This is a genomic window from Methylomonas stagni (assembly GCF_050154735.1).
In the GTDB taxonomy this organism is placed as follows: Bacteria; Pseudomonadota; Gammaproteobacteria; order Methylococcales; family Methylomonadaceae; genus Methylomonas; species Methylomonas koyamae_A.
Map to the genome: position 1 here is coordinate 1,349,111 of NZ_CP189557.1, position 25,607 is coordinate 1,374,717.

Consider the following 25,607-nt stretch of genomic DNA (forward strand, 5'->3'; position numbering starts at 1 on the left):
GCACGGAACATGTAAATCAATTCGTAGTCGGCGAAGCTTGATAAGCCACACCAAACCGCTCGGCAAGTTTCGCCAACTGCTTGTCCAACGTCCACAGCTTGGCGCCGGGCGTGATCAAAACCGAGGCTAGCAACTGCAAATCGATTAGCCCGCAACCCAAGCCATATAGCGCTTCACGTTCGATAAAGTCTTCCACTTCCTGCAAACCAGCTTGATTGCAATACCTTAGCTGACGCAGGTTGTTCAGGGTTTGGGTTCTCGGCGCGGGCGGCGTACCGCAAGCCAATTCGGCAACGATCAGCGGGTGAATCAACGCCGAATCGGAAACAAGCAAACGCACCAGGTCTTCGTTGCGATTTTTGAAATGGTCAACCCAAACCGAGGTATCGACCAATATCATGCAGACGGTTCGGTTTGTCGGCGATCTCGGGAATATCCGCCATCTCCGGCATGGTTCCACCTAACGCAGCCAAGCGCTTGGCGGCCTGAATCCGCACGAAGGTTTTCATCGCTTCCCGGAAGATTTCGGCCTTGTCCATGTCCGGATCGGCCATTTCCAGGGCTTTTTGATACAAGGTGTCGTCAATGGTTACGGTGGTTCTCATGGTGTTTTCTCGACATCAATTCTGATGATGTACTGTATCAAATATTTTTAATCGTTCCCACGCTCCGCGTGGGAACGCAGCCTCGGACGCTCCAGCGTCCATCACCAAACGTCTATCTCCATCACCCCCGCCAAGCCTTGATAGTTGGCGGCACTGGAATAACGCCAATGCTGCGGTAAGTTGACATAACCGCGCTTGACCGGGTTGGCGTGGATGTAGTCCAGCTTCTGCCGCATCATTGCTTCGTTCAAAATCATTTCGGCATGTACGCCCTCTTGCCAGAACTGGTATTCGCGATCCCGTTTATGTGCGACTTTGGCAAAATGCAGGCGTTGCAGCAGGCGCTCGGCTTGTTGTTGCTGGAGGTGGTCGATGATCCGGCGGGCGGTATAAGCTTTAAAGCTGGCAACGCATTTGTCGAGTTCCGGGGCTTGGGCGATAAAGTGCAGATGGTTTTCCAAAATCACGTAGCCGTAGAGTTTTAAACCTGTTTGTTGGCGTTGGTATTGCCAACTGTCGAGGACGATTTGCACGGTTTCCGGGCGGGTAAACACGGCCAGCCATTCCACGACGGTGCAAGTCATGAAATGGGGTTTGTCGGCTTCGGTGATGAGATAACGGCTTCTTCCCACGCTTTACCTTGATTCATAAAGACGCCCGAGCGTCCGGGCTGCATTCCCACGCGGAGCGTGGGAACGATGATAAACCACGTAACCGTAGAGTTTTAAATCTGTGTGTTGGCGTCGGTATTGCCAACTGTCGAGGACGATTTGCACGGTTTCCGGGCGGGTAAACACGGCCAGCCATTCCACGACGGTGCAAGTCATGAAATGGGGTTTGTCGGCTTCGGTGATGAGATAACGGCTTCTTCCCATGCTTTACTTGATTCATAAAGACGCTCCAGCGTCCATCACCAAACGTCTATCTCCATCACCCCCGCCGAGCCTTGATAGTTGGCGGCACTGGAATAACGCCAATGCTGCGGTAAGTTGACATAACCGCGCTTGACCGGGTTGGCGTGGATGTAGTCCAGCTTCTGCCGCATCATTGCTTCGTTCAAAATCATTTCGGCATGTACGCCCTCTTGCCAGAACTGGTATTCGCGATCCCGTTTATGTGCGACTTTGGCAAAATGCAGGCGTTGCAGCAGGCGCTCGGCGTGTTGCCGCTGGAGGTGGTCGATGATCCGGCGGGCGGTATAAGCTTTGAAGCTGGCAACGCATTTGTCGAGTTCCGGGGCTTGGGCGATAAAGTGCAGATGGTTTTCCAAAATCACGTAACCGTAGAGTTTTAAACCTGTGTGTTGGCGTTGGTATTGCCAACTGTCGAGGACGATTTGCACGGTTTCCGGGCGGGTAAACACGGCCAGCCATTCCACGACGGTGCAAGTCATGAAATGGGGTTTGTCGGCTTCGGTGATGAGATAACGGCTTCTTCCCATGCTTTACCTTGATTCATAAAGACGCCCGAGCGTCCGGGCTGCATTCCCACGCGGAGCGTGGGAACGATGATAAACCACGTAACCGTAGAGTTTTAAATCTGTGTGTTGGCGTCGGTATTGCCAACTGTCGAGGATGATTTGCACGGTTTCCGGGCGGGTAAACACGGCCAGCCATTCCACGACGGTGCAAGTCATGAAATGGGGTTTGTCGGCTTCGGTGATGAGATAACGGCTTCTTCCCATACTTTACCTTGATTCATAAAGACGCCCGAGCGTCCGGGGCTGCATTCCCACGCGGAGCGTGGGAACGATGATAAACCACGTAACCGTAGAGTTTTAAATCTGTGTGTTGGCGTCGGTATTGCCAACTGTCGAGGATGATTTGCACGGTTTCCGGGCGGGTAAACACAGCCAGCCATTCCACGACGGTGCAAGTCATGAAATGGGATTTGTCGGCTTCGGTGATGAGATAACGGCTTCTTCCCACGCTTTACCTTGATTCATAAAGACGCCCGAGCGTCCGGGGCTGCATTCCCACGCGGAGCGTGGGAACGATGATAAACCACGTAACCGTAGAGTTTTAAATCTGTGTGTTGGCGTCGGTATTGCCAACTGTCGAGGACGATTTGCACGGTTTCCGGGCGGGTAAACACGGCCAGCCATTCCACGACGGTGCAAGTCATGAAATGGGGTTTGTCGGCTTCGGTGATGAGATAACGGCTTCTTCCCATGCTTTACTTGATTCATAAAGACGCCCGAGCGTCCGGGGCTGCATTCCCACGCGGAGCGTGGGAACGATGATAATTCAGCCGTTGCCGCCAGCGGCTCACCGGAACGCGCCACCAATCCGGCCGTTGGCGCCAACGGCTCACCGGAACGCACCAACCATCCGACCGTTGGCGACTACCGTCGAAAATCACACGCGATGGACCAAAAAGTTGGCGTCGGCGGGCCGATTTTCGGCACCCATCAAACGAGACATTTTTTCAATTGATGGGGGACGAAGAAATCCGTGTGGGCACAAAAACCGTGCCCACCCTACAGGGCTGGTATTCGCGATCCCGTTTCTGTGCGGCTTTGGCAAAATGCAGGCGTTGCAGCTGGCGCTCGGCTTGTTGCCGCTAGAGGTGACCGCCGATCCGGCGAGCTGTTTAGGCATTTGTGCCGGCAAGGCATTGGTCGAGTTCCGAGGCCCGGACGAGAAGTTCGCCGATCGGCTTAGCGTAACCTCATCCACCAAACCTCGGCCTGTATCGGCATCGGCTGGCCGTCCGTCACTCGCGCACCCGAAAAACCAAGCGCGCAAACCGGCCTGATCGCGCGGCTAAACCACGTCCTCCGGCAAAAACCCGCCGGCTTGCATCGTCCACAAGCGGTGGTAAAAGCCTTGCCGGTCCAGCAATTCCTGATGGCTGCCGTCTTCGACGATGCGGCCCTGATCGAATACCAGAATGCGGTCCAGATGGGCGATCGTGGAAAGACGGTGGGCAATCGCGATGACGGTCTTTTGGCCCATCACCCGCTCCAGGTTTTCCTGGATGGTTTTTTCGGTGACCGAGTCCAGGCTGGAGGTGGCTTCGTCCAGGATCAGAATCGGCGCGTCCTTGAGCATGACGCGGGCGATGGCGATGCGTTGACGCTGGCCGCCGGAGAGTTTGACGCCGCGCTCGCCGACCAGCGACTCGTAGCCTTCCGGCATCGCGTCGATGAAGCCATCGGCGTGGGCCAGGCGGGCGGCGGCGGCGATGGCTGCGCTGTCGGCATCCGGCCGGCCGTAGCCGATATTTTCACGCAGGCTGCGGTGGAACAGGCTGGGGTCTTGCGGGATCAAGCTGACCTGGCTGTGCAAGGATGCCTGGGTCACCGCGACGATGTCCTGGCCGTCGATCAGGATTTGCCCGGATTGCGGCTCGAAGTTGCGCAGGATCAGGTTGACGAACGTCGATTTACCGGAGCCGGAGAAGCCCACCAGCCCGACCCGCTGGCCCGGTTCTATCGTGACGTTAAGCCGGTCGAACACACGGCGCTCGGGCTCGTATCCGAAACAGACCTGGCGAAACTCGATCCGTCCCTGGCTGACTTGCAAGGCTTGCGCGTCCGGCGCATCGACGATTTCGTGGCTTTGCACGATGGTTTCGACGCCGTTGGCGACGTTGCCGACGTATTCGAAGAACTCCAGAAAGCGCCGGCTCAGGTTGCGGGCGTCGTTGATGATCAGCAAGGCCAAACCGGTCGCCATCGCGAAGTCGCCGACGCCGATCGCGCCGTCGCGCCACAATTGCAAGGCATAGGCGATCGTGCCGATCTTCAGGATCGCGGCGGCGGTGAATTGAAACCAGCGCACCCGCTCCATGTACCAGAAGGTGCGGCGGGCGGTTTTCAATTCGGTATCCAGATAGCCGTCCAGGTATTCGCGCTCGGCGCCGAGGCGGGCGAACAACTTGGCGTTGAGGATATTGGTCACGGCATCGACGATCTTGCCGTTAACCAGGCTGCGGGTGGCCGCGTAGTTTTGGGCGTAAGGCTGGCAACGGGTCGCCAGCCAATAGGAAATCAGCACGTACACGCCGACCCAGCCGGCGACATAGCCGCCCAAACCTTGATGGGCGTTGAGCAACAGGCCGATCGATACCGCGAAGGTCACGCCGATCGGCCAGAAATCGCAAATGACGGACCAAGTGGTGTGATTGACGCTGATCGCGGTTTCGCTGATCCGGTGCGCCAGGCCGCCAGCGAAGTGGTTGGCGAAGTAGCGCGGCGCGTGGCATTGCAGATAAGCAAACAGCATCCGGGTGGTGTTTTGGCGCAAACGCGGACCGATCAGAATCAGCACCGCGCCGCTGGCCCGGCTGGAAACGATTTCGCCGAGATTCAGCGCCGCCAGCAGAATCAAGGGTTCGCGGAACACCGCCCACCAATCGCCGCCCGGCGGCGCGGCGGCCACCGCATCCATCAAGGCCTTCACCGCGTAAGGCACCAGGATGCCGCCGGCCGCCTGACCGGTCTCCAGGATCAACATCAGCAACAGTAACCAACGGTAGGGCCGCAGACAAAACAATACGAAACGAAACAAGCCGGTGGGCAGCGCGGGCGCGTCGGCGGAACGGCGCAAGTCCGCCGGAGACTGGGATTTGAGCATGACGGAAACGGGGAACGAAGCAAGGGCCATTATAACGAATCGGCCGACCCGCGCCCGGTTGGCGGGATTCGAATCAGTACCGTAAACGGTACCAGAACATGCCGACCGCTTCGTGGGCCAGCAAGAACACGTTCGGCCAGGCCGACAACGACGGCACCCAATCGGCCCAACTCAACGGACCTTGGTGGCCGATGAAGGCGGTGGGCGCCGGCACTACTTGAAAACCGGCCTTGCGAAACTCCAGCTCGGCGCGCGGCATGTGGTAGGCCTGGGTGACCAGCACGATGCTGTCGATGCCGAGCTCGTGCAACAGCGCGTAACTGAAACGGGCATTTTCGGCGGTGTTGCGGCTGGCGGTTTCCCGCCAGGGTTGTGGGACGCCGTATTCGTTTTCCAGCATCTCCGCGATCAAGCCGGCTTCGCTGATCTCCGGCGCTTCCGGACTGCCGCCGCCGGAGGCCAACACCGGCAGATTCAAGGCCAGCGCCAATTTGGCGGCGTACCGCGCCCGAATCAGGCTGCGCGGATGCAGGGTCACGCCGTCGGGGTATTCGCTTTCGCCGTACAGCAAGCCGCCGCCGATCACCACCAGGGCTTGGGGTTGAACTTGCGAGTAAGCATCCCGTGCCAACGGCGGAAAGCGTTCCCAAGCCAGCGCCAGGCGATTGACGACCGCCGGCAAGCTCAACAGCAACAGCAAGATCAGACAAATCAGCGCCACGCATCCTCCGGATTTGCGTTTGCCGGCCAGCGCCAGGATCGCCGCCAACAGCAAGCCCATAGGCGGCAACAACAACGCTTTGGCGATATAGAGCGCGATGAACGACATCGGCGCCGGTGTCCGTTAACCCGCCACCGCCGACGGCGCGCTTAGCCGTGCAGCCGGGAAATCCCCACCGCTTCGCGCAAGGTTTCGATAAACGGCCGGCTGATGGCGCGGGCTTTTTCGGCGCCTTCCCGCAATTGCTGTTCGATATGCTCGGGCGCTTCCAGCAAGGCTTCGTAGCGTTCGCGGGCCGGGGCGATCTCGTCGTTGATTTTTTCGAACAGTACTTGCTTCATTTCGCCCCAGCCTATGCCTTCGGCGTAGCGCTGGCGTATCGCCTCGACTTCGTGCGGGTTGGCGAAGGCCTGGTAGATGCCGAACAGCGTGCAGCCTTCGGTGTCCTTGGGTTCGCCAGGCTCGAGCGAATTGGTCTTGATCTTGTTGATCAGCTTGCGCAGTTTCTTTTCCGGCTCGAACAGCGGTATCGTGTTGTTGTAGCTTTTACTCATCTTGCGGCCGTCCAGACCCAGCAAGGTCGCGGCGTTGTCGTCCAATACCGCTTCCGGCAACGCGAAGTGCTCGCCGTAGATATGATTAAAGCGGCTGGCGATGTCGCGGGCCATTTCGATGTGCTGGATTTGATCCTTGCCGACCGGCACCTTGTTGGCGTTGAACATCAAGATGTCGGCCGCCATCAGGATCGGGTAGCTGAACAAGCCCATCGTAATACCCTTGTCCGGATCGTTGCCCTCGGTTTCCTCGTTTTCGGCGACGGCGGCCTTATACGCATGCGCGCGGTTCATCAAGCCCTTGGCGGTCACGCAAGTCAGCATCCAGGTCAGTTCCAGAATTTCCGGCACGTCCGATTGGCGATAGAACACCGCGTTGGCGGTATCCAGGCCCAGCGCCAGCCAGGTGGCGGCGATTTCCAGGCTGGATTGCTTGACCCTGGCCGGCTCGTTGCATTTGATCAGCGCGTGATAGTCGGCCAGAAAATAAAACGGCCGGACCTGCTCGTCCTTGCTGGCCTGGATGGCCGGCCGAATCGCCCCGGCGTAATTGCCCAGATGCGGCGTGCCGGTGGTGGTGATGCCGGTCAGAACGATGGATTTGCTCATGCGTATGCCTAAAGACTGTCGAGAAAAGTGGCGGGATTTTACACAAATCGCCCCGCCGCGTCAGGCGCAAAACGCGGGCTAAGCCGTTACGCGTCGGCTTGTCGGAGCCGTCACAAGCCGGACAAAAAGGCCGGGCGCGGCCGCGAACTCAGGGCTATTTGCCAAGCAGAATCGCCCGTTTTTATGTACACTCAATCCGGTTTATTTACTATCACTGCTGGAACCACGCGGAGGGCCCATGCTGACTCATGACGAAAAACGCGATTACATCCGGATGGATGTGGACTGTGACATCACTTACCGGGCGGCGGATTCCGACGAAATCAAGGTGGGCCGTTGCTTGACCTTGAGCGGAGCCGGCGTGTCGTTTATCGCGGAACGGTCCTTCGACATCGGCGCGGCGATGGAAGTCAGCATTATCCCGAAAACCTCGATCACCCCGCCGATGACGGCCTTCATCGAGGTGGTGCGTAGCGTTCGGCAAGCCGATGCCAGCTATGAAATCGCCGCCTCGATTAAAAGCATCAAGGGTAATTGACCCGCCACCCTCGACAGGGAAGTAAACTCAAATCTATGTTCGTCATCACCAAAGAAGTTTATTTTTGCTACGGCCACCGGTTGATGAACCATCCGGGCAAGTGCCGCAACCTGCACGGCCATAGCGTCAAGGCCAGCATCTCGATCCGTAGCGACAGTTTGAACGAGCAAGCCATGGTCTGCGACTTTTCCGACGTCAAGGCCTGCGTGGAAACTTTCATCGACGACGTGCTGGACCACAATTTTCTGTTACACAAGGACGATCCGCTGATTCCGGCTCTGACGGCACACAACGAGCAATTTCTAGCGCTGGACGAGCATCCTACCGCCGAAGTGCTGAGTAAAATGATTTACCAATACGTCAAGCAACGCGGCTTCGACGTCGATCAGGTGGTACTGTGGGAAACCGCCAGCGCCTGCGCCTGTTACCGGGAAGACTGACATGAGCCTGGTTCACCCGGTCAATACCTCGTTGTGCCTGGAAAAGCTGTGCGAATCCAACTACCAGAAATTGTTCCGGCTAATCCCCAATCTGAGTGCCTTCGATAAGACCGCGGTCGGCATCACCGGCAACAAGCCGGCCCTGCATCTGGAAGTGCTGGAGCGCAATCCTTATACCTTGACGATAGAACTCAGCCACTGCTTCGGCGCCCATTTGAGCGAGTTGATGGTACCGGCGGTCAAGATCCGCATTTACCTGGACGCCAAACTGGCCGAAGCAATCCGCGATCACGAACGGCCAGCCGTCGATCAGGTATTCCCCAATCCGGGCCGTTTACTGGAAATCCAGAATTACAAATGGCGCTTGAATTACTTCCTGGAAAAGTGGCTGGACCACTGCCTGAAAACCGAATACCGCTTCGATTCCAGGCCTCACGCCGTCTGACGCTGCAAGGCGGCCCGCACGCAGCGCAGCACGCCATAACCGTAAGCCCCGCCCAATTGTTCGTAAACCGGTTTTAACGCATTGCGTTGCGCCTCCGGCAGAGCCAATATCGCTTGCTCGATTTCGGCGATTTCGTTCGAGCCTAAACTCAATACTTCATTCAGCTCGACGAGCCCCGCTTCCAGCGCCTTGGCCATGTGGCTGTACACGGTTTCCGCCGTCAGACCGCGCTGGCCGGCTACCTGCTCGACGCTGTAGCCCAAGCGGAACAAGGCCAAACTTTCGCCAACGGTGTCGCCTGACGGACGGTCGTCGAACTCGGCCAACACGGCCAGAAAATCGTCGCCGTACAATGCCAATTTGCGCTGGCCGACGCCGGAGATGCGCGCGAATTGCTGGTGATCGCGCGGCCGGTTTTCGACCATCGCCATCAAGCTCGCGTCGTTGAAGATGAAATAGGGCGGCACGTCCTGCGCATCGGCCAGTTCGCGGCGCTTGGCGCGCAAGGCTTCCCACAGCGCGCTGTCGGCCGCGCCGCCGGGCTGGCGTTTTTCGACCCGGTCGCGGCCAACCTTCGCGGTTTGTACATCCTTACGCAGCATCAAGGTTTGTTCGCCGCGCAATACCGGCCGGCACGCTTCGGTCAGTTTCAGGCTGCCGTGGCCCTCGAAGTCGATTTCGACCAACGACTTGGCGACCAACTGGCGAAACACCGAGCGCCAGGTTTTTTCGTCCAGCGCCTTACCGATGCCGAAGGTCGATTGCCGGTCGTGGCCGTTGTTGCGAATTCGCTCGTCGCTCTTACCCAATAATACGTCGATCAAATATGTCGCGCCAAAGCGTTGGCCGGTGCGGTAAATGCAGGACAAAGCCTGCTGGGCGGCCACGCTGCCATCCCAGGTCGCCACCGGCTCCAGGCAAGTATCACAGTTTCCGCAACCCTGCTCCAGTTCGTCGCCAAAATAGCCAAGCAGCGCCTGGCGCCGGCAGCTGACCATCTCGCATAAAGCCAACATCGCATCCAGTTTGTGGTACTCGACCCGCTTATGCGCCTCGTCGGCGTTCGACGACGCCAACATTTGCCGCAACGTCAACACGTCTTGCAAGCCGTAAGCCATCCACGCGTTGGCCGGCAGGCCGTCGCGGCCGGCCCGACCGGTTTCCTGATAGTAGGCTTCGACGCTTTTAGGCAAGTCCAGATGAGCGACAAAGCGCACGTTGGGTTTGTCTATGCCCATGCCGAAAGCGATGGTCGCGACGATAATCAGGCCATCCTCCATCAAAAACTGATGCTGGTTTTTCTGGCGCTGAGCATGATCCATGCCGGCGTGGTAAGGCAAGGCCCGCAAACCTTTTTGATTCAGCCAATCGGCGGTTTCCTCGACTTTTTTGCGCGACAAACAATAAACGATGCCGGTATCGCCGGGATGTTCGGTGCGGATGAAGTTCAGCAGTTGCTGACGGGCGTTGTCTTTTTGAACGATGCGGTAGCGAATATTGGGCCGGTCGAAGCCGCTGACGAAGACCCGCGCCTGCTCCAGACCCAAACGGACGATGATTTCCTGGCGGGTGCGCTCGTCGGCGGTAGCGGTCAGCGCGATGCGCGGTACTTGCGGAAATTGTTGGTGCAACACCGACAGCAGCAGATAATCGGCGCGAAAATCGTGGCCCCATTGCGAGACGCAATGCGCTTCGTCGATCGCGAACAACGCAATCCGGCAACGGCCGAACAAGGCCTGGGTTCGGGCATTCGCCAGCCGCTCCGGCGCGATGTACAGCAAATCCAGTTCGCCGTTCAGCAAAGCCTGCTCGGTGGCGCGAACCTGTTCCAAATCCAGCGTCGAATTCAAATACGCCGCGCGCACGCCGAGCTGGTGCAAGGCGCTGACTTGATCCTGCATCAACGCGATCAGCGGCGAAATGACGATGCCGACGCCGTCCCTGACCAAGGCCGGCACCTGGTAACACAGCGACTTGCCGCCGCCGGTCGGCATCAGCACCAACGCATCTTGCCCGGCGACGACGCTATCGATGATGGCCTGCTGCGGGCCGCGAAAACTGGCATAGCCGAACACGTTGCGCAGGACGTCCAGGGCGGGATTGGCGGTCATGAATCGATATTAGAAATGGATAGATCGGAACGAAAGCATCGCATATTAAAACATAGTTGGCGCCGGCGGCCGCCCGGCACGCGCCTCCGATCCCAAACAGCAATTCGCGCCGAACGGTCGACCGATTTCAACAAATCCCCCTCCCCTATATAATGCCGGGCTTCTTGGAGACGCCTCGGCGCTTAATCACTGATTCGATGAACATCACCTATTGCGAGTTACCCGACCGCCTGAAGTACCTGATCGACAACGATCAACAATATCTACTAAAACAGGGGCTGAAAGGCATAGAGAAGGAAAGCCTGCGCATTACCGAGCACGGTGTGATTGCCCAAACCCCGCATCCGCAGGCCTTGGGTTCGGCGCTGACCCATCCTTACCTGACCACCGATTATTCGGAAGCGCTGCTGGAATTCATCACGCCGCCGTTCTCCGACATCAAGCAAACCTTGCATTACATGCACCAGTTGCACCAGTTCGTCTATCCGCATCTGGGCGACGAGATGTTGCTGGCCACCAGCATGCCCTGCGGTATCGACGGCGACTTGAGTATCCCGATCGCCGAATACGGCCGCTCCAACATCGGCAAGATGAAGCACGTATACCGCAAGGGTTTATGGCACCGTTACGGCCGGACGATGCAAGCCATCGCCGGCATTCATTTCAATTATTCGGTTCCGGAAGCCCTGTGGCCGGCCTTATATAGCTACGCCGGCAACGGCGCCACGTTGGAAGAGTTTATTTCCAAGGCCTATTTCGGGCTGATCCGCAATTTCCACCGCCAGGGCTGGCTGATTTTATACTTGTTCGGCGCATCGCCGGCCATCTGCAAAAGCTTCTTTAAAAGCCGCCCGCAGTTGATGGAGCAATTCAAGGAATTCGACGAACACACACTATTTCATCCCTACGCCACCTCGCTGCGGATGAGCGACATCGGCTACAAGAGCAAAAACCAGGCGGGCTTGAAAATCGACTACAACTCGCTGGACGGTTACGTCGACAGTTTGACGGCCGCGATCAGCACCCCTTACCCGGATTACGAAAAAATCGGCGTCAAGGTCGACGGCGAATATCAACAACTGAACGCCAACATCCTGCAAATCGAGAACGAGTTTTACAGCACGATGCGGCCCAAGCAAATCGCCCAATCCGGCGAAAAACCGACGCTGGCGCTGAAGCGACGCGGGGTGCTTTACGTGGAAATGCGCTCGCTGGATTTGAATCTGCTGAATCCGATCGGCATCGACGAAAGCACCGCCCGCTTCGTGGAAGCGTTTTTGCTGTACTGTCTGCTCCAAGACAGCCCACCGCAATGCCCGGACGAGTTTCAGGTCAACAATAGCAACCAGTTGTTGGTAGCCAATCAAGGCCGCCGCCCCGGACTGGAGCTGAGCCGCAACGGCCAAACCCTGACCTTGCAACAATGGGCCCACGATATTCTCTACGCGATGCAAGCAATCTGCGCGGTGCTGGACCGAGGCAGCCTGGATAGACCCTATCAATTGGCCTTGCAACAGCAACTGGCGGTGGTGGACAATCCGGCCTTGACGCCATCGGCGCGCATCCTGGCCTGCATGCGCGAGAACGGCCAGGAATTCGGCTGTTTCGCCAGCAACACATCGGCGCTGCACAAGCATTATTTCAACGCCGAGCCGCTGGACGATGCGACCCAGCAACAATTCGAGGCGATGGCCGCCGCTTCGCTACAAAAACAACGCGACATCGAAGCCTCGGACACGTTGGACTTCGACGAATATTTATCCCGTTATTTCGCCCAGAGCTGAACCGATGACCGCATTCGACCTTATTACCGCTGAATCCGAACTACAAGGCAAGAATCCCCGCACCATCCTGAAAACCGCGCTGGCCCATTTCGACAATATCGCCATTTCATTCAGCGGTGCCGAGGATGTGGTATTGATCGATCTGGCCCTGCAAATCAGAAAAGACATACAGGTGTTTTCGCTGGATACCGGCCGGCTGCATCCCGAGACTTACCGCTTTATCGACCGGGTACGCAAACATTACGGCATCGCGATCGAGATTCTCAGCCCCGATTACGTCAGTCTGGAAGCCTTCATCAAGGAAAAAGGCTTGTTCAGTTTTTACGATGAGGGCCACCAGCAATGCTGCGGCATCCGCAAGGTCGAACCGTTGAAACGCAAGTTGGCTAGCTTGGATGCCTGGATCACCGGCCAACGCAAGGATCAAAGCGTGGACACGCGCGGCGATATTCCGGAAGTGCAACTGGACGCCGGCTTTTCCGGACCGGGCAAGCAGCTAATCAAATTCAATCCGCTGCTGAATTGGTCGTCGGCACAGGTTTGGGATTACATCGAGGCTTATCAGGTGCCGTTCAACGACTTGCACCAACACGGCTATATCAGTATCGGATGCGAGCCCTGTACCCGGCCGGTTTTGCCCAATCAGCATGAACGCGCCGGCCGCTGGTGGTGGGAAGAAGCCACCAAGAAAGAATGCGGCTTGCACGGAGGAAACGTCAAGACGCCTGAGTAAGCCAATCCCAGGATTCCTATAATCATTGCTCCAGCTTTGCCGGCCATGAAAACCACGTCCGTGCGTCCCGACATACAGTTTTTGCGCGGCATCGCGATCCTCGCCGTGCTGATTTTCCACTCGGAAGTCGTTCCGCTCAGCGGCGGCTATCTGGGCGTGGACGTGTTTTTCGTGATTTCCGGCTATTTAATCACGTCGATTATCCTGCGGGACCTGGCCGCCGACCGCTTTTCCTTCCCGCGCTTTTATGCCAGACGCGCCAAAAGGCTGTTGCCCGCCGCCTATTGCACGTTGATTTTTACCAGCCTGCTCGGCGCGACGGTGCTGAGCGCTGAACAGTGGGACGACTTCGTTAAGCAACTGATCGGGACCGTCACCTTTACCGCCAATATTGTATTGCCGTTTCAGTCCGGTTATTTCGAAACCGCGGCGGAAAGTAAGCCGCTACTGCATACCTGGTCGTTGTCGGTCGAAGAACAATATTACTTGTGCATTCCACTGATGCTTTATTTGATCAGGCCCCGCTGGCGTTTTCCGGCACTGGCAGTCGCGACCTTGCTCAGTCTGAGCCTGTGCTTGATTTTCGTCAGTTTTAGGCTGAGTTATTGGCGCTTGCCCGAACTCGACTCGCCGACTGCCGCCTTTTTTTCCTACCCACCCGCGCTTGGGAGATGCTGACCGGATCGCTGCTGGCTTGGCGCATGTTGAAAGCCCCTGCCTTAAACGTAACCAAGCGTGTCAAACTACCGGCCTTGCTGCTGATTGGCTATTTATGCGCCGCGCCTATCGATAGCGCCCATCCCCGTATTGATGCGCTGCTAGTGGTGATGGCCACGGCCTTGCTGATTGCCGGCAATAGTGACTGGCTAGCACAAAATTTACTGACCCGCGCCGTCGAAAAACTGGGCGACTGGTCGTATTCGCTCTATCTGGTACATTGGCCGCTATTTGCATTGGCCAGAACCGCCTATCTCGACGCCGTCCCGTTATACGTCAAATACCTGCTGTTGCTCGCCGCACTGGTGCTGGCTTATCTACAATTCGAATACGTGGAACAGCGCTTCCGCTACGGCTGGCAAGTCAATCGAAATAAGACCTTTAAACGGCTGGCCGCCGCGTCGCTGTTGGTGGTTATAACACCGCTATCCGCCGATTTACTCAGGTCATGGAATGGCTCCGCCGCCAAACCTACCTCGAGGACGCCGAATTGGGGCTTAAAGCAGGCTTGCTCCGCGGGCAGTTTGGTGTTCGAGCACCCGGAACAATGCAGCTCCGCCGCGCAACCGGTCTACGCGCTGTGGGGCGATAGTTACACGATGCATTTGATACCCGGCTTGCAAAACGAAAAACCGATCGCCGAATCGATGATCCAGATTACGATGGCAGCCTGCGCGCCAATCCTGGGTCTGGCTTCGCTAGACAAAAATTACGATGAAACTTGGGCCGAACGCTGTATGGCTTTCAATGAAAAAGCCATCCGCTTTATCGAATCCAGTCCGTCGATCCGTTACGTGATCATGAGTTCGCCCTACTCCGGCTATTTCGACGAAGGCGAACTGACGCAATTTTATCAAGGCAAAAAAATCGTCGGCAACCGCGCGCTCGCGGTAGAACAAATGTTGACCACACTCGCCAGACTGACCGCTAGCGGCAAAATACCGGTATTGATCGCCCCGCCCCCAGACCTGGGTTCGATGTCGGCGAATGTTGGCGACACAAGCAAAGCGGCTTGCTGGTGCTTGGCCGTAACGACTGCAATTTTCGCTTCGAAGAACACCAAGTCTATCAGCGCGGCATTATCGACAGCTTGACCGAAGTCCAACAACGCAGTCGGAGTAGTTTACTGCGCTTCGACGATATTTTATGCGAGGATGGATACTGTCGGACGCGGTTGGCGGACGGCACGTCGATTTACAAAGACGGCGGGCACTTATCGGTAGCAGGATCGGAATGGGCGGTACCGCAGTTAGGCTTATCCAAACTGGAAACGCCTAGCTCCCAAGACCCCTAGTGTCACTACTCCAATCCGCGCTGAATCCCTAGGCCCCACACCGAACCGGTCGCCACACATCCGCCAGCTAGCGTCTATCGGTTACCGGAATTTCTGGAAGTGGGTGTTTGTAGAAACGCACGAGCAAATAGCGAATGGGGTGGTCGCTCGCGACAACTCAGCCCGGAACCGGGTTTAGACCGTTCTCACGCGTACCAGCGAGGTTTGCAAGAAGTGGCGTCCCCACGGGGGTTCGAACCCCGGTTACCGCCGTGAAAGGGCGGTGTCCTAGGCCACTAGACGATGGGGACCAAGAACATTTTTACTGCGGATTTTAGAATTGCTTTTCGAACAACACACCGAGTGCGTTGGCGTCCCCACGGGGGTTCGAACCCCGGTTACCGCCGTGAAAGGGCGGTGTCCTAGGCCACTAGACGATGGGGACTAAGACGAAATCAACTATTGGTGGAGCCAAGGAGGATCGAACTCCTGACCTCTTGCATGCCATGCAAGCGCTCTCCCAGCTGAGCTATGGCCCCGTAGCTGATTCCGACTATTATACAGACTTAAAAATCTCTGTCTATCAATTTTCGTGATCTTCGATAAATTTGATCGCGCGCGCAATCCGATCCAGGGTTTTTTCGCGGCCCAGCAAGGCCAGCGTCGCATCAATGGCCGGCGACACCGCGCCGCCGCAAACCGCGACGCGCAAAGGTTGCGCGACCTTGCCGAGATTCAGTTGCAACTTTTCGGCGGTATCCAGCACCACTTGATGCAAGGGCTCGGCCGACCAATCCGCCAAGGCGTCGAAACCGGACCACACCGCCTGTAACACGTCCTCGACGCCGAGCTTGAAGTTCTTTTTGACAGCCTTGTCGTCGTAACTATCGAAGTCCCGATAAAAATACAGACTCTCATCGGCCATCTGCACCAACGTCTTGCAACGCTCCCGTTGCAACTTGACGACGTCGATCAAGGCCGGGCCGGTTACCGGATCGATACCCCGCTCGCCCATGTGCCAAGCCAGATGCCGAGCGACATGGGCCGGGTCGCTGTTCATGATGTACTGATGATTTAACCAAATTAGCTTGTCGGTATTGAAGGTCGACGCGGAGACATTGACCTTTTCCAGTTCGAACAAGGCAATCATCTCGTCGATCGAAAACAACTCCTGATCGCCGTGCGACCAGCCCAAGCGCACCAGATAATTCAGCAAGGCTTCCGGCAGATAACCGTCGTTGCGGTATTGCATCACGCTGACCGCGCCGTGACGTTTCGACAAGCGCGCGCCGTCGGAACCCAAAATCATCGGTACGTGCGCGTAGACCGGCAAGGTTGCGCCAAGCGCCTTTAGAATATTGATTTGCCGGGGGGTGTTGTTGACGTGGTCGTCGCCGCGAATCACATGAGTCACGCCCATATCCATGTCGTCGACGACGACGGTCAGATTGTAGGTCGGCGTGCCGTCGGAACGGGCGATGATTAAGTCATCCAGCTCCTTGTTGGCAACCACAATCCGGCCCTTGACCAAATCTTCGATCACCACGTCGCCGTGATCCGGATTGCGAAACCGCACCACTCTTTCCCGTTCCGGCTGATCGGCGCTATTCCGACATCTGCCGTTGTAGCGCGGCTTTTCCTTATCCGCCATTTGTTGCTCTCGCAACGCATCCAGTTCTTCACGGCTGCAATAGCAATAATAGGCATCGCCCTGATCGAGCAATTGTTGAATGACTTCCTTGTAGCGATCGAAGCGATGGGTTTGGTAAAACGGCCCCTCGTCGTATTCCAGTCCCAGCCAGGTCATGCCTTCCAGAATCGCATTGACCGATTCCTGGCTGGAGCGCTCCAAATCGGTGTCTTCGATCCGCAAGATAAACTTGCCCCCATGCTTGCGGGCGTACAACCAGGAAAACAGCGCGGTTCGGGCGCCGCCCACGTGCAGGTAACCGGTCGGACTCGGTGCAAATCGGGTTCTAATACTCATCTTCACTTATTTACTGGTTAAAAATCTTTTAGCGTATTCGGTCGGTATCGATCGCGCGGCATTCAAGCGCATCGCCTGATAATTGAATTGCACGCTGCCCTTGGCGGCGTCGTTGCGACCCAAGATCGCCAACGAAGTCGCATGGCCCTGCGCGGCGGCTTTTTCGTACCACTGGGTCGCCTTATCGGTATCGCCGGTCACACCCAGGCCGCGATCGTACAATGCCCCCATGACCACCTGCGCGTCGACGACACCCTGCTTGGCGGCCTTTTCCATCCATTCGGCGGCAAGTTTCTCGTTCTTCTCATAACCGTCCCGGCCCAATAAATACAAGGATGCCAGCTTGGCTTGCGCCTGTGGATTGCCTTGTTCGGCGGCTTGCAGAACCTCGTCCGCCCAAGCTGACGACAGTTGCAGCAATATCAAACATAACCCTATCAATCTGCCCATTATTCCCCCCAAAAGGCCATTCGCAAACCTACATTATTTCATGGCCCCGCATCCAGGTGAACGTACTACAAAAAATTAAGGGTTTGATGTTAGACTTAAGCACCCAAGGCATCCAAACTCGGCCTTGCCGCTACCAAGAATAACAACAGGAGAATTCCACCATGAAAAAAACCTTACTCGTTACGGCCGGCTTGGCGGGCGCTATTTTGTCCGGTTGCGCGACTCAATCGAGCAATACCTTCCAGGCATTCCAACCCGAAGACCTGAACGCCTTGGTCAAATCCGGAAAACTGGTTCAGAAAACCAATAGCTTCCTGGTCGTCAACGATTCGTCCTCTTCGATGAGCCGCACCTTCGTCAATTCTGCCGAATACAGCGGTACCAAACTCGATGTCGAGAAAAACCTGCTCAACAAATTCAACAAATCCATTCCCAGCATCCCGTTGACTTCCGGCCTGCGCAGCTTCGGTTTCGGCCCTTGCCTGGATTGGAGCGCGACTAAGTTGAACCAGCCGCTGCAAAGCTACACTCAAGCCGGTTTCGAAAGCTCGCTAAGTTCGTTGACCTGTTCCAGCGGCGGTACCCCGTTGGCAACCGCGTTGGAAGCGACCAACCAAGACCTGGCCGGCGGCACCGGCAATTTGGCGCTGATCGTATTGAGCGACGGCATCGAAGAGTCCTCGCCCGCCCCGGCCGCCGCCGCCCTGAAAGCTCAGTACGGCGACCGCTTATGCATCTACACGGTGTGGGTCGGTAACGACGAAGACGCTGCCGGGCAAGCCGAATTGCAACAAATCGCCGATGCCGGCGGTTGCGGCTTTTCGACCACGGCCGATGCAATCAGCTCGCCGAAAGGCATGAGCGACTTCGTTAAAAACGTATTCCTGAAAGCCGGCAATCCGCCAGCCGTCGCCGACTGCTCGAAGCAGGACGACGATAAGGACGGCGTGAACAACTGCGCCGACAAATGCCCCGACACCCCGAAAGGCGCGATCGTCGATAAAGACGGTTGCTGGGCGTTCCGCGGCGTATTGTTCGACTTCGACAAATCCGACATCAAATCCAAATACCATCCGCTGATCCAAAACGCGGTCGAAGTGATGAAGCTGAATCCGGGCCTGACGGTCGAGATTCAAGGTCATACCGACAGCTACGGCAGCGACGCCTATAACGAAAAACTGTCGCAACGCCGCGCCAACGCGGTCAGAAACGAGTTGATCAAACAAGGCGTCGACGGCAAACGTTTGACCGCGGAAGGTTTCGGCAAATCGCAACCGGTCGATACCAACGAAACCGACGAGGGCCGCGCTTACAACCGCCGCGTCGTCTACAAACGCACCGACCGTTAATTCGCGCCGCCAGGCGGAGTAAAACGAGGGAGGCCTAGGCCTCCCTTTTTGTCCGCGCCGCGCCGGTTCGCCATTCGGGGCAACCGGCCGGTCAAAAGCCATCCGCGTCGCGCCGAGTCAAACGTTTGTTCAGCGCTTGCCGGCTAATACCCAGCAAGCCGGCGGCAACGCCCTGATTACCCTGGGCACGGCGCAAGGCCTCGCCGATCAAGGCTTCCTCGGCTTCTTTCAAGGTCGGCAAGCGCTCCGGAAATTCGGCGGCCGGCGCGGCAAATTCCCCGGCGGCGTCGCCCGACCGATTGCCGAAGCCTTCGTCGGCGATCGCGTCCTTCACGCTTTGCAACGATAGCACCGAACCCTGACTGCGAGCGACCGCATCGAACATCAAGCCTTCCAACTCGCGGATATTGCCCGGAAAACGGTAATTCTCCAACCATTGAAACAGTGCCGGCGGCACGTTCGGCGCTGGTCTGCCCAGACTGGCCGCCGCTTTCTCGACAAAATGCAAGGCCAGTTGCGGCAAATCCTCGCGGCGTTCGCGGAGCGGCGGCAATTGAATATGATGGGTGCGCAGCCGGAAGTACAAATCCTTGCGAAACCCGCCCTGTTCGGCTTGGCGCTTGACGTCGCAATGCGTGGCGACCACGATGCGCGCCCGGCTCTGGCGCGGCCGGTCCGCGCCAATCGGATAGTAAGAGCCATCCTGCAGCACGCGTAACAATTTGACCTGCGACGCGATGCTCAAGTCGCCGATTTCATCCAGAAACAGCGTGCCGTCGCCGGTATTGGCGATCAAACCGTCCCGCGCGCGCTCCGCTCCGGTAAACGAACCCTTGGCGTGACCGAACAAGGTGTCGGCAAACAGGTTGTCGTCCAATCCGGCAACGTTCACCGCCACCAATTCGCCGGACCGGCCGGACTGCCGATGCAGGGCGCGGGCGATCAATTCCTTGCCGGTGCCGGTTTCGCCGCTGATCAACACCGGTTGCGGCGACGCGGCGACGGCTTCGATGTAACGAAAAATCGCAAACATCGCCGAACTTTGGGTGACGATTTCTTCGAACCGGCCCGGTTGATGCGGCTGGTTGGCCAGCAAGCAGTCCTTCAACGACAGCAACTCGGCCCGCAGCAACCGCGCTTCGACGGCTCGGCGTACCGCGGCAACCAGACAATCGCGCTCGACCGGTTTCAGCAAATAGTCGCTGGCGCCGTTACGCATGCATTCCACCGCAGTCGGCAAATCGTTGGTGGCGGTCATCACGATCACGGCGATCTCCGGGTATTCGGCGGCAATCGAGGCCAGCAACGCCAACCCGGACAGATGCGGCATCGTCAAGTCCAGCACGATCACACCAACCGGCCGTTCGGCCAACAACGGTAAAACCGCTCGGCTGTCGTCCAGCGTCAATACCTCGGCATGGCCGGCGCCGCGCAAGACCAAACTGGCGCTATGCAGTATCTGGGATTCGTCGTCGACCAATAAAATCGGTAACGGGTTTAACGCTTTAGTCCGCATGTTCGGCCGCCGACCAGGGTTTGGAGTTAACCGGAAAAATAGCTTGAGCCACCGTGCCCCGCCCCGGTTCGGACGAAAAGTTCAAGCGGCCGCCGTGGGAGCGCATCAGCGAAGCGCTGATCGCAAGACCCAATCCGGTACCGCCGCACGCTTGCTTGGTCGTAAAGAACGGGTCGCACAGTTGCTGAATGTGTTCTGGGGAAATCCCGCCCCCCTGATCCGTGACCTCGACGCAGACCTCGCCCTCGTCGTCCAGCCGGCGGGTTGTCACGCCGAGCGTCTGGTCGGTATCGGTGAGAGCGTCCAGCCCGTTAATCAATAAATTCACGATAACTTGTTCCACCTGCCGCGGGTCGCCTTGCAGCGGCGGTAGCGCCGAATCCAACCGGATTTCGAAGTGATCGGTTTTACGAGCAATCACGTGTCTAACCAAACGAACCGCGCGCTCCACCGCCTCGTTCAGCGAAAATGCGGCGTCGGCCTGTTCGGTTTGCGGACGAGCGTAATGTTTCAGGTCGGCCACGATGCGCTCGATGCGTTTGGCACCGTCTCCGATGTCGTCTATCAAGACGCCGGCGCTAGCGCGCAACTCGGTATACGGCAAACCGGCCAACGAGAACTCGCCGCCGGCCCGGTAGCGATCGTCCAAAATCTCCAGCGCGTCGCTCCAAATATCGGCCAGCAAACCGGCGTTCAACAAAATCAGTTGATTTGGATTGTTGATTTCGTGCGCGACCCCGGATACCAAAGTGCCCAAAGCGGTCATTTTGTTGGCTTGTATCAGTTGCAGCTCCTGTTGTCTGGCCACCGCTTCCAATTGTCTGCGTGCGCTGATGTCCCGAATAATCGCGGTCGAAAAGCGCTCCTCGCCTCGGGTCCAATGGGAGAGTGAGACTTCGATCGGAAACGTCTCACCGTCCCGACGTATTCCAAGCGATTCGGTGATTGGATTTATCATCCGGTCGGTCGCATCGGCTTCCGCTTGCAATTTCCCTTGTATCGCCATCCAGAAACGCTGGCTCGACGTCCCGAGGGCCTCTTCGGCAGCCTCCCCGAACATTAACGCCGCGCCCCGGTTCCAGGAAACGAGGTTGCCGCCGGCATCCACCGAAACGATCGCTTCGCGCGCCGAATCGGTAATAGCCCGCAAGCGGGCTTCGCTTTCCCGCAACCAGGACTCCGCCTGCAAGCGTTCGCCTATCTCCTGTTTCAAACTGGCGTGCGCCCTACGCAACGCCAAGGTATGCGACCTTAACAACGCGAACTGATACAACAGATACGCCGCCAACAGCACCGCCACGAGATACAACGCCAAGCGAAAGTGTTCAGCGCGCCGTTCGGCGCCGTCGCCGTAAAGGCGCAAAGCGTGTTGCAAGTCGTCGATCCGGCTTAAAATCGGCTGGCCGATGATGGATTGCAACGCCGCGTCGACCTTGGGCAAAACCTCGACAATCAATCGGCCATGGGCAATTAACACCTGATAATCGTCGGACTGAGAATTCAGCCCGGATAAACGCTCCAGCTCCTGTTCAAGCTCCCGCGCCGACTCAGGCCCGGCATTTTCCAAAAGCCGGCCATCAACCGCCACAAATTGGTGAGCCTGGCGCTGTCGGCCGGCTTGGCGCTTAGCTGTAGGTTTCTACCGATCTCGTTGAAGGACATCACCGAATTACGCAACAAGGCATTGTCGGATTTCAGATATTCGATTTGCGTCAGCCGGTCTTGCAGCGCGGCCGATAAAGCGCCGGCCAGATCACCCATCCGGCGCGGCTCGGGGCTTACCGAAGCCGCCAGCTCGTCGCGCAGACCTCGAGACAAATTCAGCAGAGATTGGCCGGTCCGGGTCAATGCGTCGTAATTGGTCAGCAATCCGGCCCTAGTCAGCAAGATGTCGCGCATCAATTCCGCGTCGCGCAATTCGATGATCCGCAGCGTCGCCTGCAAGCGATTGCGCCGTTCCAATTCCGGGTTGGCACTCTGTATCCAAAGATACGTAATCGCACCGACCAAGGCGGCGACGATCAACCTGGGTTTCCAGGAAAAGCCGGTCATGGCTTGGCGGAAGGCTCGGCGAGCAACGATTTGCCCCGATATTCGCCGGTCAAACTATGTAGAAACTTGACCAACAAATCGCGTTGCCGCTCGGCCAAAGGCTTGCCGAGCTGGTATTTGGCCATCGTGCTGACCGCGGTCTCCAGATCGGCGGCTCGCCCGTCGTGAAAATACGGCGCAGTGGCGGCGACATTACGCAAACTGGGCACGCGAAACACGCCGCTGTCCCTAGGATTACCGGTGACCAGATAGCGACCGGCGTCTATGAGTTCAGCCGCGCTGGGCGGCCTGCCAAACACGCCGAACTTTTGAAACAAATTGCCGCCCAGATTGATACCTTGATGGCAGGCCACGCAGCCCAGATCGTTGAACAAACGGTAACCCTGTTGTTCTTCGGCGCTCAACGCCGTGCTGTCGCCGCGCAGAAACCGATCGAAACGGGCGTTCGGCGTCACCAGACTGCGCTCGAAACTGGTCACGGCATCGACGACGTTGGCCGGCGTCAATCCGTCCGGATACGCGTTGGCGAAGGCCACGACATAATCGGCCTCGCCGGCCAAGCGGGCGATCACCCCCGGCCAATTGGCTTTCATAATGTTGGGATTCAGCATGACTTTTTCGGTATGCGCCTCCAGCGTCGTCACGACGCCGTCCCAATTGAAAAAGTAATTGAACGCCACGTTGAACAAACTGGGCGTATTGCGCAGAACCGCCGCCCCATCGGCCGATACCGCGCGAGCCTTGCCGTCCATGCCGCCCCGGTCGAGCGGGTGGCAACTAGCGCAGGAGCGAGCGGCTTGATCGGACAGCTTGGGCTCGTGAAACAAACGCTGTCCCAGCGCAATACGGTTTGGATCTCCGCCAACCGTCGTCGGCAGCGGCAGCAATGTCGGCGGTACTTCCGCCCGCGCCAGAGCCGCGCAAGCGAGACTGAGCCAGCCTATCGCCAAAATACCCGGATACCGTTTCCGGTTCACGCTTGCCGCTCCGCTGGCTTTTCCGGATGCGGCGAATGAATGGTTAGCTTGAATCGGCACTGCCCCTACCCCTCGACTATTAAACCGCCACGGACACCCCTGCGACAAAAGTTGCCGTGTCCACCTTGCCGACGCATGAGGTCAGCCGGCGTCGACCGGCGTCCGCCGCGGATTTCGGCTAAAACGCCGCAACTTTCGTCGCGGACTCGGCCAGGAAAAATCCAAGGCCAGTCTCGGCTAAACCAATGAAAATCGAAAATTAATTTTCGAAAGCAGACTTGGCACGCTGCTCGCAATAGTCATTGCCAGAAGCTGTCAGCAGTTTCGGTATCGGAGACTCCGTCTCATCATGACTCATTACAATTTAGGAGAACGACCATGCAACACAAATTTATTCCCGTCCTGACCTTGTTCGCTTTGTTCGCGACGTCTTACGAAGCCTCGGCCTTTAGCTTCAGCACCGGCGACCCCGACTTTAGAATCGCTGTCGGCGCCCAAGCCGGAGCCCTGGAGATCGAATCGGCCGACGATTTCATCCTGGCCGAGAAAACCCAACTTCGCCAGGCCAGTTTCACCGGCTTGCTGGCCAACGGCGCCACCTTGGCCGACATTGCCAACGTCAATGTGGAAATTTACCGGGTTTTCGATAAAGACTCGGTCAATCCGCCGTCCGGCCGGGTCCCGACCCGGGTCAATTCACCCGCCGACGTGGCATTCGAATCGCGCGGTTCGGCCGATAACACGCTGAGCTACAGCGTCAGCGTGCTCGGCGATGTCGCCACCGCCGCCAACTCGGTGTTGAACGGCATTCACCCGCTACCGAACCAAACCACCGGCGGCGAAGGCACCGTCAGCGGTCGAGAAATCAACGTTAGTATCGATTTCAGCCGAGCCATTACGCTGGACGCCGATCACTACTTTTTCGTGCCGCAGGTGGAATTGAAGAACGGCAATTTTCTGTGGTTGTCGGCGGCCAAACCCATCGTTGGCGGCAGCGGTCCCTTCTCGCCGGATCTGCAATCCTGGATACGCGATGAAAACCTGGCCCCCGACTGGCTGCGGATCGGCACCGATATTGTCGGCGGCACCCCGTTCAACCAAGCTTTTTCATTGACCGGCGTTTCCGCGGTCCCGCTGCCGGGCGCCACCTGGCTATTTTTGAGCGGTTTGTTGGGCCTGCTCGGCACCGGCAAGCGTAAACAAACCGCGCCGCAAGCGGTTTAATCGCCGGCTAGCGCCGGCGGGCCTATCGAATCAGCTCGAATTATTCGCCAAGTTGGGCGGCGATTTTCGCTTCCAACCACTGTTGGCGATGACGTTTTAAAACCGAATCGGTCGGGCAATCCGGCCATTCGGCCTCGAGTTCCCGCTGTAGCTGCGCCAGAAAATGCCGTCTCAACACCGAATCGGTTGGGACGACGACCGAAACGCTGGCGCTACTATCGGCGCCGCTTTCGATCCGCTCGTCGCCATCGGCAAGCTCAAGATTCGCCGATGAATCGGCGAAGTCGGACGCCGCTTCGATTCCGTCACGGTCGCTAGCGCTCTCGGAATCCGACAATTGCAGATCAAGCAACGCGTCCAAACGTTGCCGATAGTGCCGGCGCAGCACCGACTCGGTCGGATACGGATTGGCCAACGCGGCTTTTTCAGCCAGCAGTCGCGCGAAATAATGGCGGCTCAGGATGGAGTCTTCCGGCACGCGCGGCGCCGCTTCGGCCACCGTTTCGACATCATCGGTTACTGTCGCCGACTTGGCCGGCGTCTCGACAAGGGCTGCTTCCTCGATCGCCGTTGTCAACTCGGCGGCCGGGTTTTCGACAGCCTCCACCGCGTCGGCCTCCGCGGCCGAACCGGCGATCGCAATCGGTTTGGCACGATCGGCAACCACATCGCGGACATTTTGCTCGCGCACCAAGCGGGTCACGAAAGTCGCCGCCCGGCTCGGAAAGATGTCTCTATCCTGCACCGTCTCCGGCAACAGCAAATAAGCTCTGGCGGCATACGCCGCAATGGCCAGCAAAGCGATATCGAACAAAGTTTCCACGCACTCCCCTCTCCAGTGATTATTATTGCGCCTGCCGGCCGGATTCGCCGCATATCGTTGACGAATCCGGCCGACGGACCCTTTCTTAAACCGACTATCATCACATAAAGTGACGCAAT

General features: G+C 57.8%; 29 protein-coding genes and 3 tRNA genes. 10 read left to right on the forward strand and 22 right to left on the reverse strand.

The window, feature by feature from the left end:
* Window positions 1–16 precede the first annotated feature (16 nt).
* The 11 genes from ACP4CD_RS06325 to ACP4CD_RS06375 all read right to left on the reverse strand — a co-directional run bounded on the left by ACP4CD_RS06325 (window position 17) and on the right by ACP4CD_RS06375 (window position 7,069).
* The gene (locus ACP4CD_RS06325; protein WP_426993965.1) at window positions 17–400 is read right to left on the reverse strand and encodes a type II toxin-antitoxin system VapC family toxin; all 384 of its coding nucleotides are present in this window, start codon (window positions 398–400) and stop codon (window positions 17–19) included.
* The gene (locus ACP4CD_RS06330; protein ID WP_426993966.1) at window positions 369–605 is read right to left on the reverse strand and encodes a type II toxin-antitoxin system VapB family antitoxin; all 237 of its coding nucleotides are present in this window, start codon (window positions 603–605) and stop codon (window positions 369–371) included. The genes ACP4CD_RS06325 and ACP4CD_RS06330 overlap by 32 nt, the downstream gene beginning before the upstream one ends.
* A 101-nt stretch (window positions 606–706) precedes the next feature.
* Window positions 707–1,237 carry an REP-associated tyrosine transposase gene (locus tag ACP4CD_RS06335; protein WP_426993967.1) on the reverse strand — a complete coding sequence of 177 codons (531 nt, stop codon included), beginning with the start codon at window positions 1,235–1,237 and terminating at the stop codon, window positions 707–709.
* 3 nt (window positions 1,238–1,240) lie between these two features.
* On the reverse strand, window positions 1,241–1,480 hold the full coding sequence (locus ACP4CD_RS06340; protein WP_426993968.1) for a hypothetical protein: 240 nt from the start codon (window positions 1,478–1,480) through the stop codon (window positions 1,241–1,243).
* A 35-nt stretch (window positions 1,481–1,515) separates the two neighbouring features.
* Window positions 1,516–2,046: an REP-associated tyrosine transposase gene (locus ACP4CD_RS06345; RefSeq protein WP_426993969.1), complete on the reverse strand. Its 531-nt coding sequence runs from the start codon at window positions 2,044–2,046 to the stop codon at window positions 1,516–1,518.
* Window positions 2,047–2,049: 3 nt separating this feature from the next.
* Window positions 2,050–2,289, reverse strand: coding sequence for a hypothetical protein (locus tag ACP4CD_RS06350; protein ID WP_426993970.1), 240 nt, complete (start codon window positions 2,287–2,289; stop codon window positions 2,050–2,052).
* Window positions 2,290–2,302: 13 nt separating this feature from the next.
* Window positions 2,303–2,533, reverse strand: coding sequence for a hypothetical protein (locus ACP4CD_RS06355; protein WP_426993971.1), 231 nt, complete (start codon window positions 2,531–2,533; stop codon window positions 2,303–2,305).
* A 13-nt stretch (window positions 2,534–2,546) separates the two neighbouring features.
* Window positions 2,547–2,777, reverse strand: coding sequence for a hypothetical protein (locus ACP4CD_RS06360; RefSeq protein ID WP_426993972.1), 231 nt, complete (start codon window positions 2,775–2,777; stop codon window positions 2,547–2,549).
* 593 nt (window positions 2,778–3,370) lie between these two features.
* The gene (locus ACP4CD_RS06365) at window positions 3,371–5,185 is read right to left on the reverse strand and encodes an ABC transporter ATP-binding protein (RefSeq protein WP_426993973.1); all 1,815 of its coding nucleotides are present in this window, start codon (window positions 5,183–5,185) and stop codon (window positions 3,371–3,373) included.
* Between the two features lie 73 nt (window positions 5,186–5,258).
* Window positions 5,259–6,014 carry a YdcF family protein gene (locus ACP4CD_RS06370; RefSeq protein WP_426993974.1) on the reverse strand — a complete coding sequence of 252 codons (756 nt, stop codon included), beginning with the start codon at window positions 6,012–6,014 and terminating at the stop codon, window positions 5,259–5,261.
* 41 nt (window positions 6,015–6,055) lie between these two features.
* Complete coding sequence (locus ACP4CD_RS06375) at window positions 6,056–7,069, reverse strand: tryptophan--tRNA ligase (protein ID WP_426993975.1); 1,014 nt, start codon at window positions 7,067–7,069, stop codon at window positions 6,056–6,058.
* 238 nt (window positions 7,070–7,307) lie between these two features.
* On the opposite strand from ACP4CD_RS06375, the gene ACP4CD_RS06380 reads away from it, so the two are divergent.
* From ACP4CD_RS06380 to ACP4CD_RS06390, 3 genes are read left to right on the forward strand one after another with little or no spacing between them, the layout of a single operon-like run.
* Window positions 7,308–7,607 (forward strand): PilZ domain-containing protein, encoded by a 300-nt coding sequence (locus ACP4CD_RS06380; RefSeq protein WP_064024826.1) that lies wholly within the window; start codon window positions 7,308–7,310, stop codon window positions 7,605–7,607.
* Between the two features lie 35 nt (window positions 7,608–7,642).
* Window positions 7,643–8,047, forward strand: a complete 405-nt coding sequence (locus tag ACP4CD_RS06385) for a 6-pyruvoyl trahydropterin synthase family protein (RefSeq protein ID WP_426993976.1) — start codon at window positions 7,643–7,645, stop codon at window positions 8,045–8,047.
* Between the two features lies 1 nt (window position 8,048).
* Window positions 8,049–8,492, forward strand: a complete 444-nt coding sequence (locus tag ACP4CD_RS06390) for a DUF1249 domain-containing protein (protein WP_064024830.1) — start codon at window positions 8,049–8,051, stop codon at window positions 8,490–8,492.
* Here the strand turns inward: ACP4CD_RS06390 and recQ are convergent.
* Window positions 8,480–10,603 carry a DNA helicase RecQ gene (gene recQ, locus ACP4CD_RS06395; RefSeq protein ID WP_426993977.1) on the reverse strand — a complete coding sequence of 708 codons (2,124 nt, stop codon included), beginning with the start codon at window positions 10,601–10,603 and terminating at the stop codon, window positions 8,480–8,482. The two genes, ACP4CD_RS06390 and recQ, sit on opposite strands and share 13 nt — an antisense overlap.
* A gap of 197 nt (window positions 10,604–10,800) precedes the next feature.
* On the opposite strand from recQ, the gene gshA reads away from it, so the two are divergent.
* The 5 genes from gshA to ACP4CD_RS06420 are packed head-to-tail and all read left to right on the forward strand — an operon-like array spanning window position 10,801 to window position 15,131.
* Complete coding sequence (gshA, locus tag ACP4CD_RS06400) at window positions 10,801–12,387, forward strand: glutamate--cysteine ligase (RefSeq protein WP_064024848.1); 1,587 nt, start codon at window positions 10,801–10,803, stop codon at window positions 12,385–12,387.
* A gap of 4 nt (window positions 12,388–12,391) precedes the next feature.
* The gene (locus tag ACP4CD_RS06405) at window positions 12,392–13,120 is read left to right on the forward strand and encodes a phosphoadenylyl-sulfate reductase (RefSeq protein WP_426993978.1); all 729 of its coding nucleotides are present in this window, start codon (window positions 12,392–12,394) and stop codon (window positions 13,118–13,120) included.
* A gap of 45 nt (window positions 13,121–13,165) precedes the next feature.
* Window positions 13,166–13,798, forward strand: coding sequence for an acyltransferase family protein (locus tag ACP4CD_RS06410; RefSeq protein ID WP_426993979.1), 633 nt, complete (start codon window positions 13,166–13,168; stop codon window positions 13,796–13,798).
* Window positions 13,792–14,931: an acyltransferase family protein gene (locus ACP4CD_RS06415; protein ID WP_426993980.1), complete on the forward strand. Its 1,140-nt coding sequence runs from the start codon at window positions 13,792–13,794 to the stop codon at window positions 14,929–14,931. Before ACP4CD_RS06410 ends, ACP4CD_RS06415 begins: the two co-directional genes overlap by 7 nt.
* Window positions 14,856–15,131 (forward strand): SGNH hydrolase domain-containing protein, encoded by a 276-nt coding sequence (locus tag ACP4CD_RS06420; protein ID WP_426993981.1) that lies wholly within the window; start codon window positions 14,856–14,858, stop codon window positions 15,129–15,131. Before ACP4CD_RS06415 ends, ACP4CD_RS06420 begins: the two co-directional genes overlap by 76 nt.
* A 214-nt stretch (window positions 15,132–15,345) precedes the next feature.
* Here the strand turns inward: ACP4CD_RS06420 and ACP4CD_RS06425 are convergent.
* The 5 genes from ACP4CD_RS06425 to ACP4CD_RS06445 all read right to left on the reverse strand — a co-directional run bounded on the left by ACP4CD_RS06425 (window position 15,346) and on the right by ACP4CD_RS06445 (window position 17,547).
* Window positions 15,346–15,421, reverse strand: a tRNA-Glu gene (locus ACP4CD_RS06425).
* A 58-nt stretch (window positions 15,422–15,479) separates the two neighbouring features.
* Window positions 15,480–15,555 (reverse strand) — tRNA-Glu (locus tag ACP4CD_RS06430).
* An 18-nt stretch (window positions 15,556–15,573) separates the two neighbouring features.
* Window positions 15,574–15,649 (reverse strand) — tRNA-Ala (locus tag ACP4CD_RS06435).
* Window positions 15,650–15,693: 44 nt separating this feature from the next.
* Window positions 15,694–17,097 carry a glutamate--tRNA ligase gene (gene gltX, locus ACP4CD_RS06440; protein WP_426993982.1) on the reverse strand — a complete coding sequence of 468 codons (1,404 nt, stop codon included), beginning with the start codon at window positions 17,095–17,097 and terminating at the stop codon, window positions 15,694–15,696.
* A 6-nt stretch (window positions 17,098–17,103) separates the two neighbouring features.
* Window positions 17,104–17,547 (reverse strand): tetratricopeptide repeat protein, encoded by a 444-nt coding sequence (locus tag ACP4CD_RS06445; protein ID WP_281023101.1) that lies wholly within the window; start codon window positions 17,545–17,547, stop codon window positions 17,104–17,106.
* Between the two features lie 161 nt (window positions 17,548–17,708).
* Here ACP4CD_RS06445 and ACP4CD_RS06450 point away from each other — a divergent pair, with 161 nt between their 5' ends.
* Window positions 17,709–18,896 (forward strand): OmpA family protein, encoded by a 1,188-nt coding sequence (locus ACP4CD_RS06450; RefSeq protein WP_426993983.1) that lies wholly within the window; start codon window positions 17,709–17,711, stop codon window positions 18,894–18,896.
* A gap of 91 nt (window positions 18,897–18,987) precedes the next feature.
* Here ACP4CD_RS06450 and ACP4CD_RS06455 read toward each other — a convergent pair whose 3' ends face one another.
* The 4 genes from ACP4CD_RS06455 to ACP4CD_RS06470 are packed head-to-tail and all read right to left on the reverse strand — an operon-like array spanning window position 18,988 to window position 23,441.
* Entirely contained in the window at window positions 18,988–20,412 is a 1,425-nt protein-coding gene (locus ACP4CD_RS06455; protein ID WP_426993984.1) for a sigma-54-dependent transcriptional regulator, read from the reverse strand.
* Window positions 20,402–21,979 carry an ATP-binding protein gene (locus ACP4CD_RS06460; RefSeq protein WP_426993985.1) on the reverse strand — a complete coding sequence of 526 codons (1,578 nt, stop codon included), beginning with the start codon at window positions 21,977–21,979 and terminating at the stop codon, window positions 20,402–20,404. Before ACP4CD_RS06460 ends, ACP4CD_RS06455 begins: the two co-directional genes overlap by 11 nt.
* Window positions 21,913–22,464, reverse strand: coding sequence for a DAHL domain-containing protein (locus ACP4CD_RS06465; protein ID WP_426993986.1), 552 nt, complete (start codon window positions 22,462–22,464; stop codon window positions 21,913–21,915). Before ACP4CD_RS06465 ends, ACP4CD_RS06460 begins: the two co-directional genes overlap by 67 nt.
* Complete coding sequence (locus tag ACP4CD_RS06470) at window positions 22,461–23,441, reverse strand: cytochrome-c peroxidase (RefSeq protein ID WP_426993987.1); 981 nt, start codon at window positions 23,439–23,441, stop codon at window positions 22,461–22,463. Before ACP4CD_RS06470 ends, ACP4CD_RS06465 begins: the two co-directional genes overlap by 4 nt.
* A gap of 378 nt (window positions 23,442–23,819) precedes the next feature.
* Between ACP4CD_RS06470 and ACP4CD_RS06475 the strand changes: the two genes are divergently transcribed.
* The gene (locus ACP4CD_RS06475) at window positions 23,820–24,665 is read left to right on the forward strand and encodes a PEP-CTERM sorting domain-containing protein (RefSeq protein ID WP_426993988.1); all 846 of its coding nucleotides are present in this window, start codon (window positions 23,820–23,822) and stop codon (window positions 24,663–24,665) included.
* Window positions 24,666–24,705: 40 nt separating this feature from the next.
* On the opposite strand, the gene ACP4CD_RS06480 is transcribed toward ACP4CD_RS06475, so the two are convergent.
* On the reverse strand, window positions 24,706–25,488 hold the full coding sequence (locus tag ACP4CD_RS06480) for a hypothetical protein (RefSeq protein ID WP_426993989.1): 783 nt from the start codon (window positions 25,486–25,488) through the stop codon (window positions 24,706–24,708).
* Between the last annotated feature and the right edge of the window lie 119 nt (window positions 25,489–25,607).

What these genes read in the sequence shown, in the direction of transcription:
- ACP4CD_RS06325 (WP_426993965.1), bottom strand. Translation starts at nt 400, where the DNA reads ATGATATTGGTCGATACCTCGGTTTGGGTTGACCATTTCAAAAATCGC.
- ACP4CD_RS06330 (WP_426993966.1), bottom strand. Translation starts at nt 605, where the DNA reads ATGAGAACCACCGTAACCATTGACGACACCTTGTATCAAAAAGCCCTG.
- ACP4CD_RS06340 (WP_426993968.1), bottom strand. Translation starts at nt 1,480, where the DNA reads ATGGGAAGAAGCCGTTATCTCATCACCGAAGCCGACAAACCCCATTTC.
- ACP4CD_RS06345 (WP_426993969.1), bottom strand. Translation starts at nt 2,046, where the DNA reads ATGGGAAGAAGCCGTTATCTCATCACCGAAGCCGACAAACCCCATTTC.
- ACP4CD_RS06350 (WP_426993970.1), bottom strand. Translation starts at nt 2,289, where the DNA reads ATGGGAAGAAGCCGTTATCTCATCACCGAAGCCGACAAACCCCATTTC.
- ACP4CD_RS06360 (WP_426993972.1), bottom strand. Translation starts at nt 2,777, where the DNA reads ATGGGAAGAAGCCGTTATCTCATCACCGAAGCCGACAAACCCCATTTC.
- ACP4CD_RS06365 (WP_426993973.1), bottom strand. Translation starts at nt 5,185, where the DNA reads ATGCTCAAATCCCAGTCTCCGGCGGACTTGCGCCGTTCCGCCGACGCG.
- ACP4CD_RS06370 (WP_426993974.1), bottom strand. Translation starts at nt 6,014, where the DNA reads ATGTCGTTCATCGCGCTCTATATCGCCAAAGCGTTGTTGTTGCCGCCT.
- ACP4CD_RS06375 (WP_426993975.1), bottom strand. Translation starts at nt 7,069, where the DNA reads ATGAGCAAATCCATCGTTCTGACCGGCATCACCACCACCGGCACGCCG.
- ACP4CD_RS06380 (WP_064024826.1), top strand. Translation starts at nt 7,308, where the DNA reads ATGCTGACTCATGACGAAAAACGCGATTACATCCGGATGGATGTGGAC.
- ACP4CD_RS06385 (WP_426993976.1), top strand. Translation starts at nt 7,643, where the DNA reads ATGTTCGTCATCACCAAAGAAGTTTATTTTTGCTACGGCCACCGGTTG.
- ACP4CD_RS06390 (WP_064024830.1), top strand. Translation starts at nt 8,049, where the DNA reads ATGAGCCTGGTTCACCCGGTCAATACCTCGTTGTGCCTGGAAAAGCTG.
- recQ (WP_426993977.1), bottom strand. Translation starts at nt 10,603, where the DNA reads ATGACCGCCAATCCCGCCCTGGACGTCCTGCGCAACGTGTTCGGCTAT.
- gshA (WP_064024848.1), top strand. Translation starts at nt 10,801, where the DNA reads ATGAACATCACCTATTGCGAGTTACCCGACCGCCTGAAGTACCTGATC.
- ACP4CD_RS06405 (WP_426993978.1), top strand. Translation starts at nt 12,392, where the DNA reads ATGACCGCATTCGACCTTATTACCGCTGAATCCGAACTACAAGGCAAG.
- ACP4CD_RS06410 (WP_426993979.1), top strand. Translation starts at nt 13,166, where the DNA reads ATGAAAACCACGTCCGTGCGTCCCGACATACAGTTTTTGCGCGGCATC.
- ACP4CD_RS06415 (WP_426993980.1), top strand. Translation starts at nt 13,792, where the DNA reads ATGCTGACCGGATCGCTGCTGGCTTGGCGCATGTTGAAAGCCCCTGCC.
- gltX (WP_426993982.1), bottom strand. Translation starts at nt 17,097, where the DNA reads ATGAGTATTAGAACCCGATTTGCACCGAGTCCGACCGGTTACCTGCAC.
- ACP4CD_RS06445 (WP_281023101.1), bottom strand. Translation starts at nt 17,547, where the DNA reads ATGGGCAGATTGATAGGGTTATGTTTGATATTGCTGCAACTGTCGTCA.
- ACP4CD_RS06450 (WP_426993983.1), top strand. Translation starts at nt 17,709, where the DNA reads ATGAAAAAAACCTTACTCGTTACGGCCGGCTTGGCGGGCGCTATTTTG.
- ACP4CD_RS06455 (WP_426993984.1), bottom strand. Translation starts at nt 20,412, where the DNA reads ATGCGGACTAAAGCGTTAAACCCGTTACCGATTTTATTGGTCGACGAC.
- ACP4CD_RS06465 (WP_426993986.1), bottom strand. Translation starts at nt 22,464, where the DNA reads ATGACCGGCTTTTCCTGGAAACCCAGGTTGATCGTCGCCGCCTTGGTC.
- ACP4CD_RS06475 (WP_426993988.1), top strand. Translation starts at nt 23,820, where the DNA reads ATGCAACACAAATTTATTCCCGTCCTGACCTTGTTCGCTTTGTTCGCG.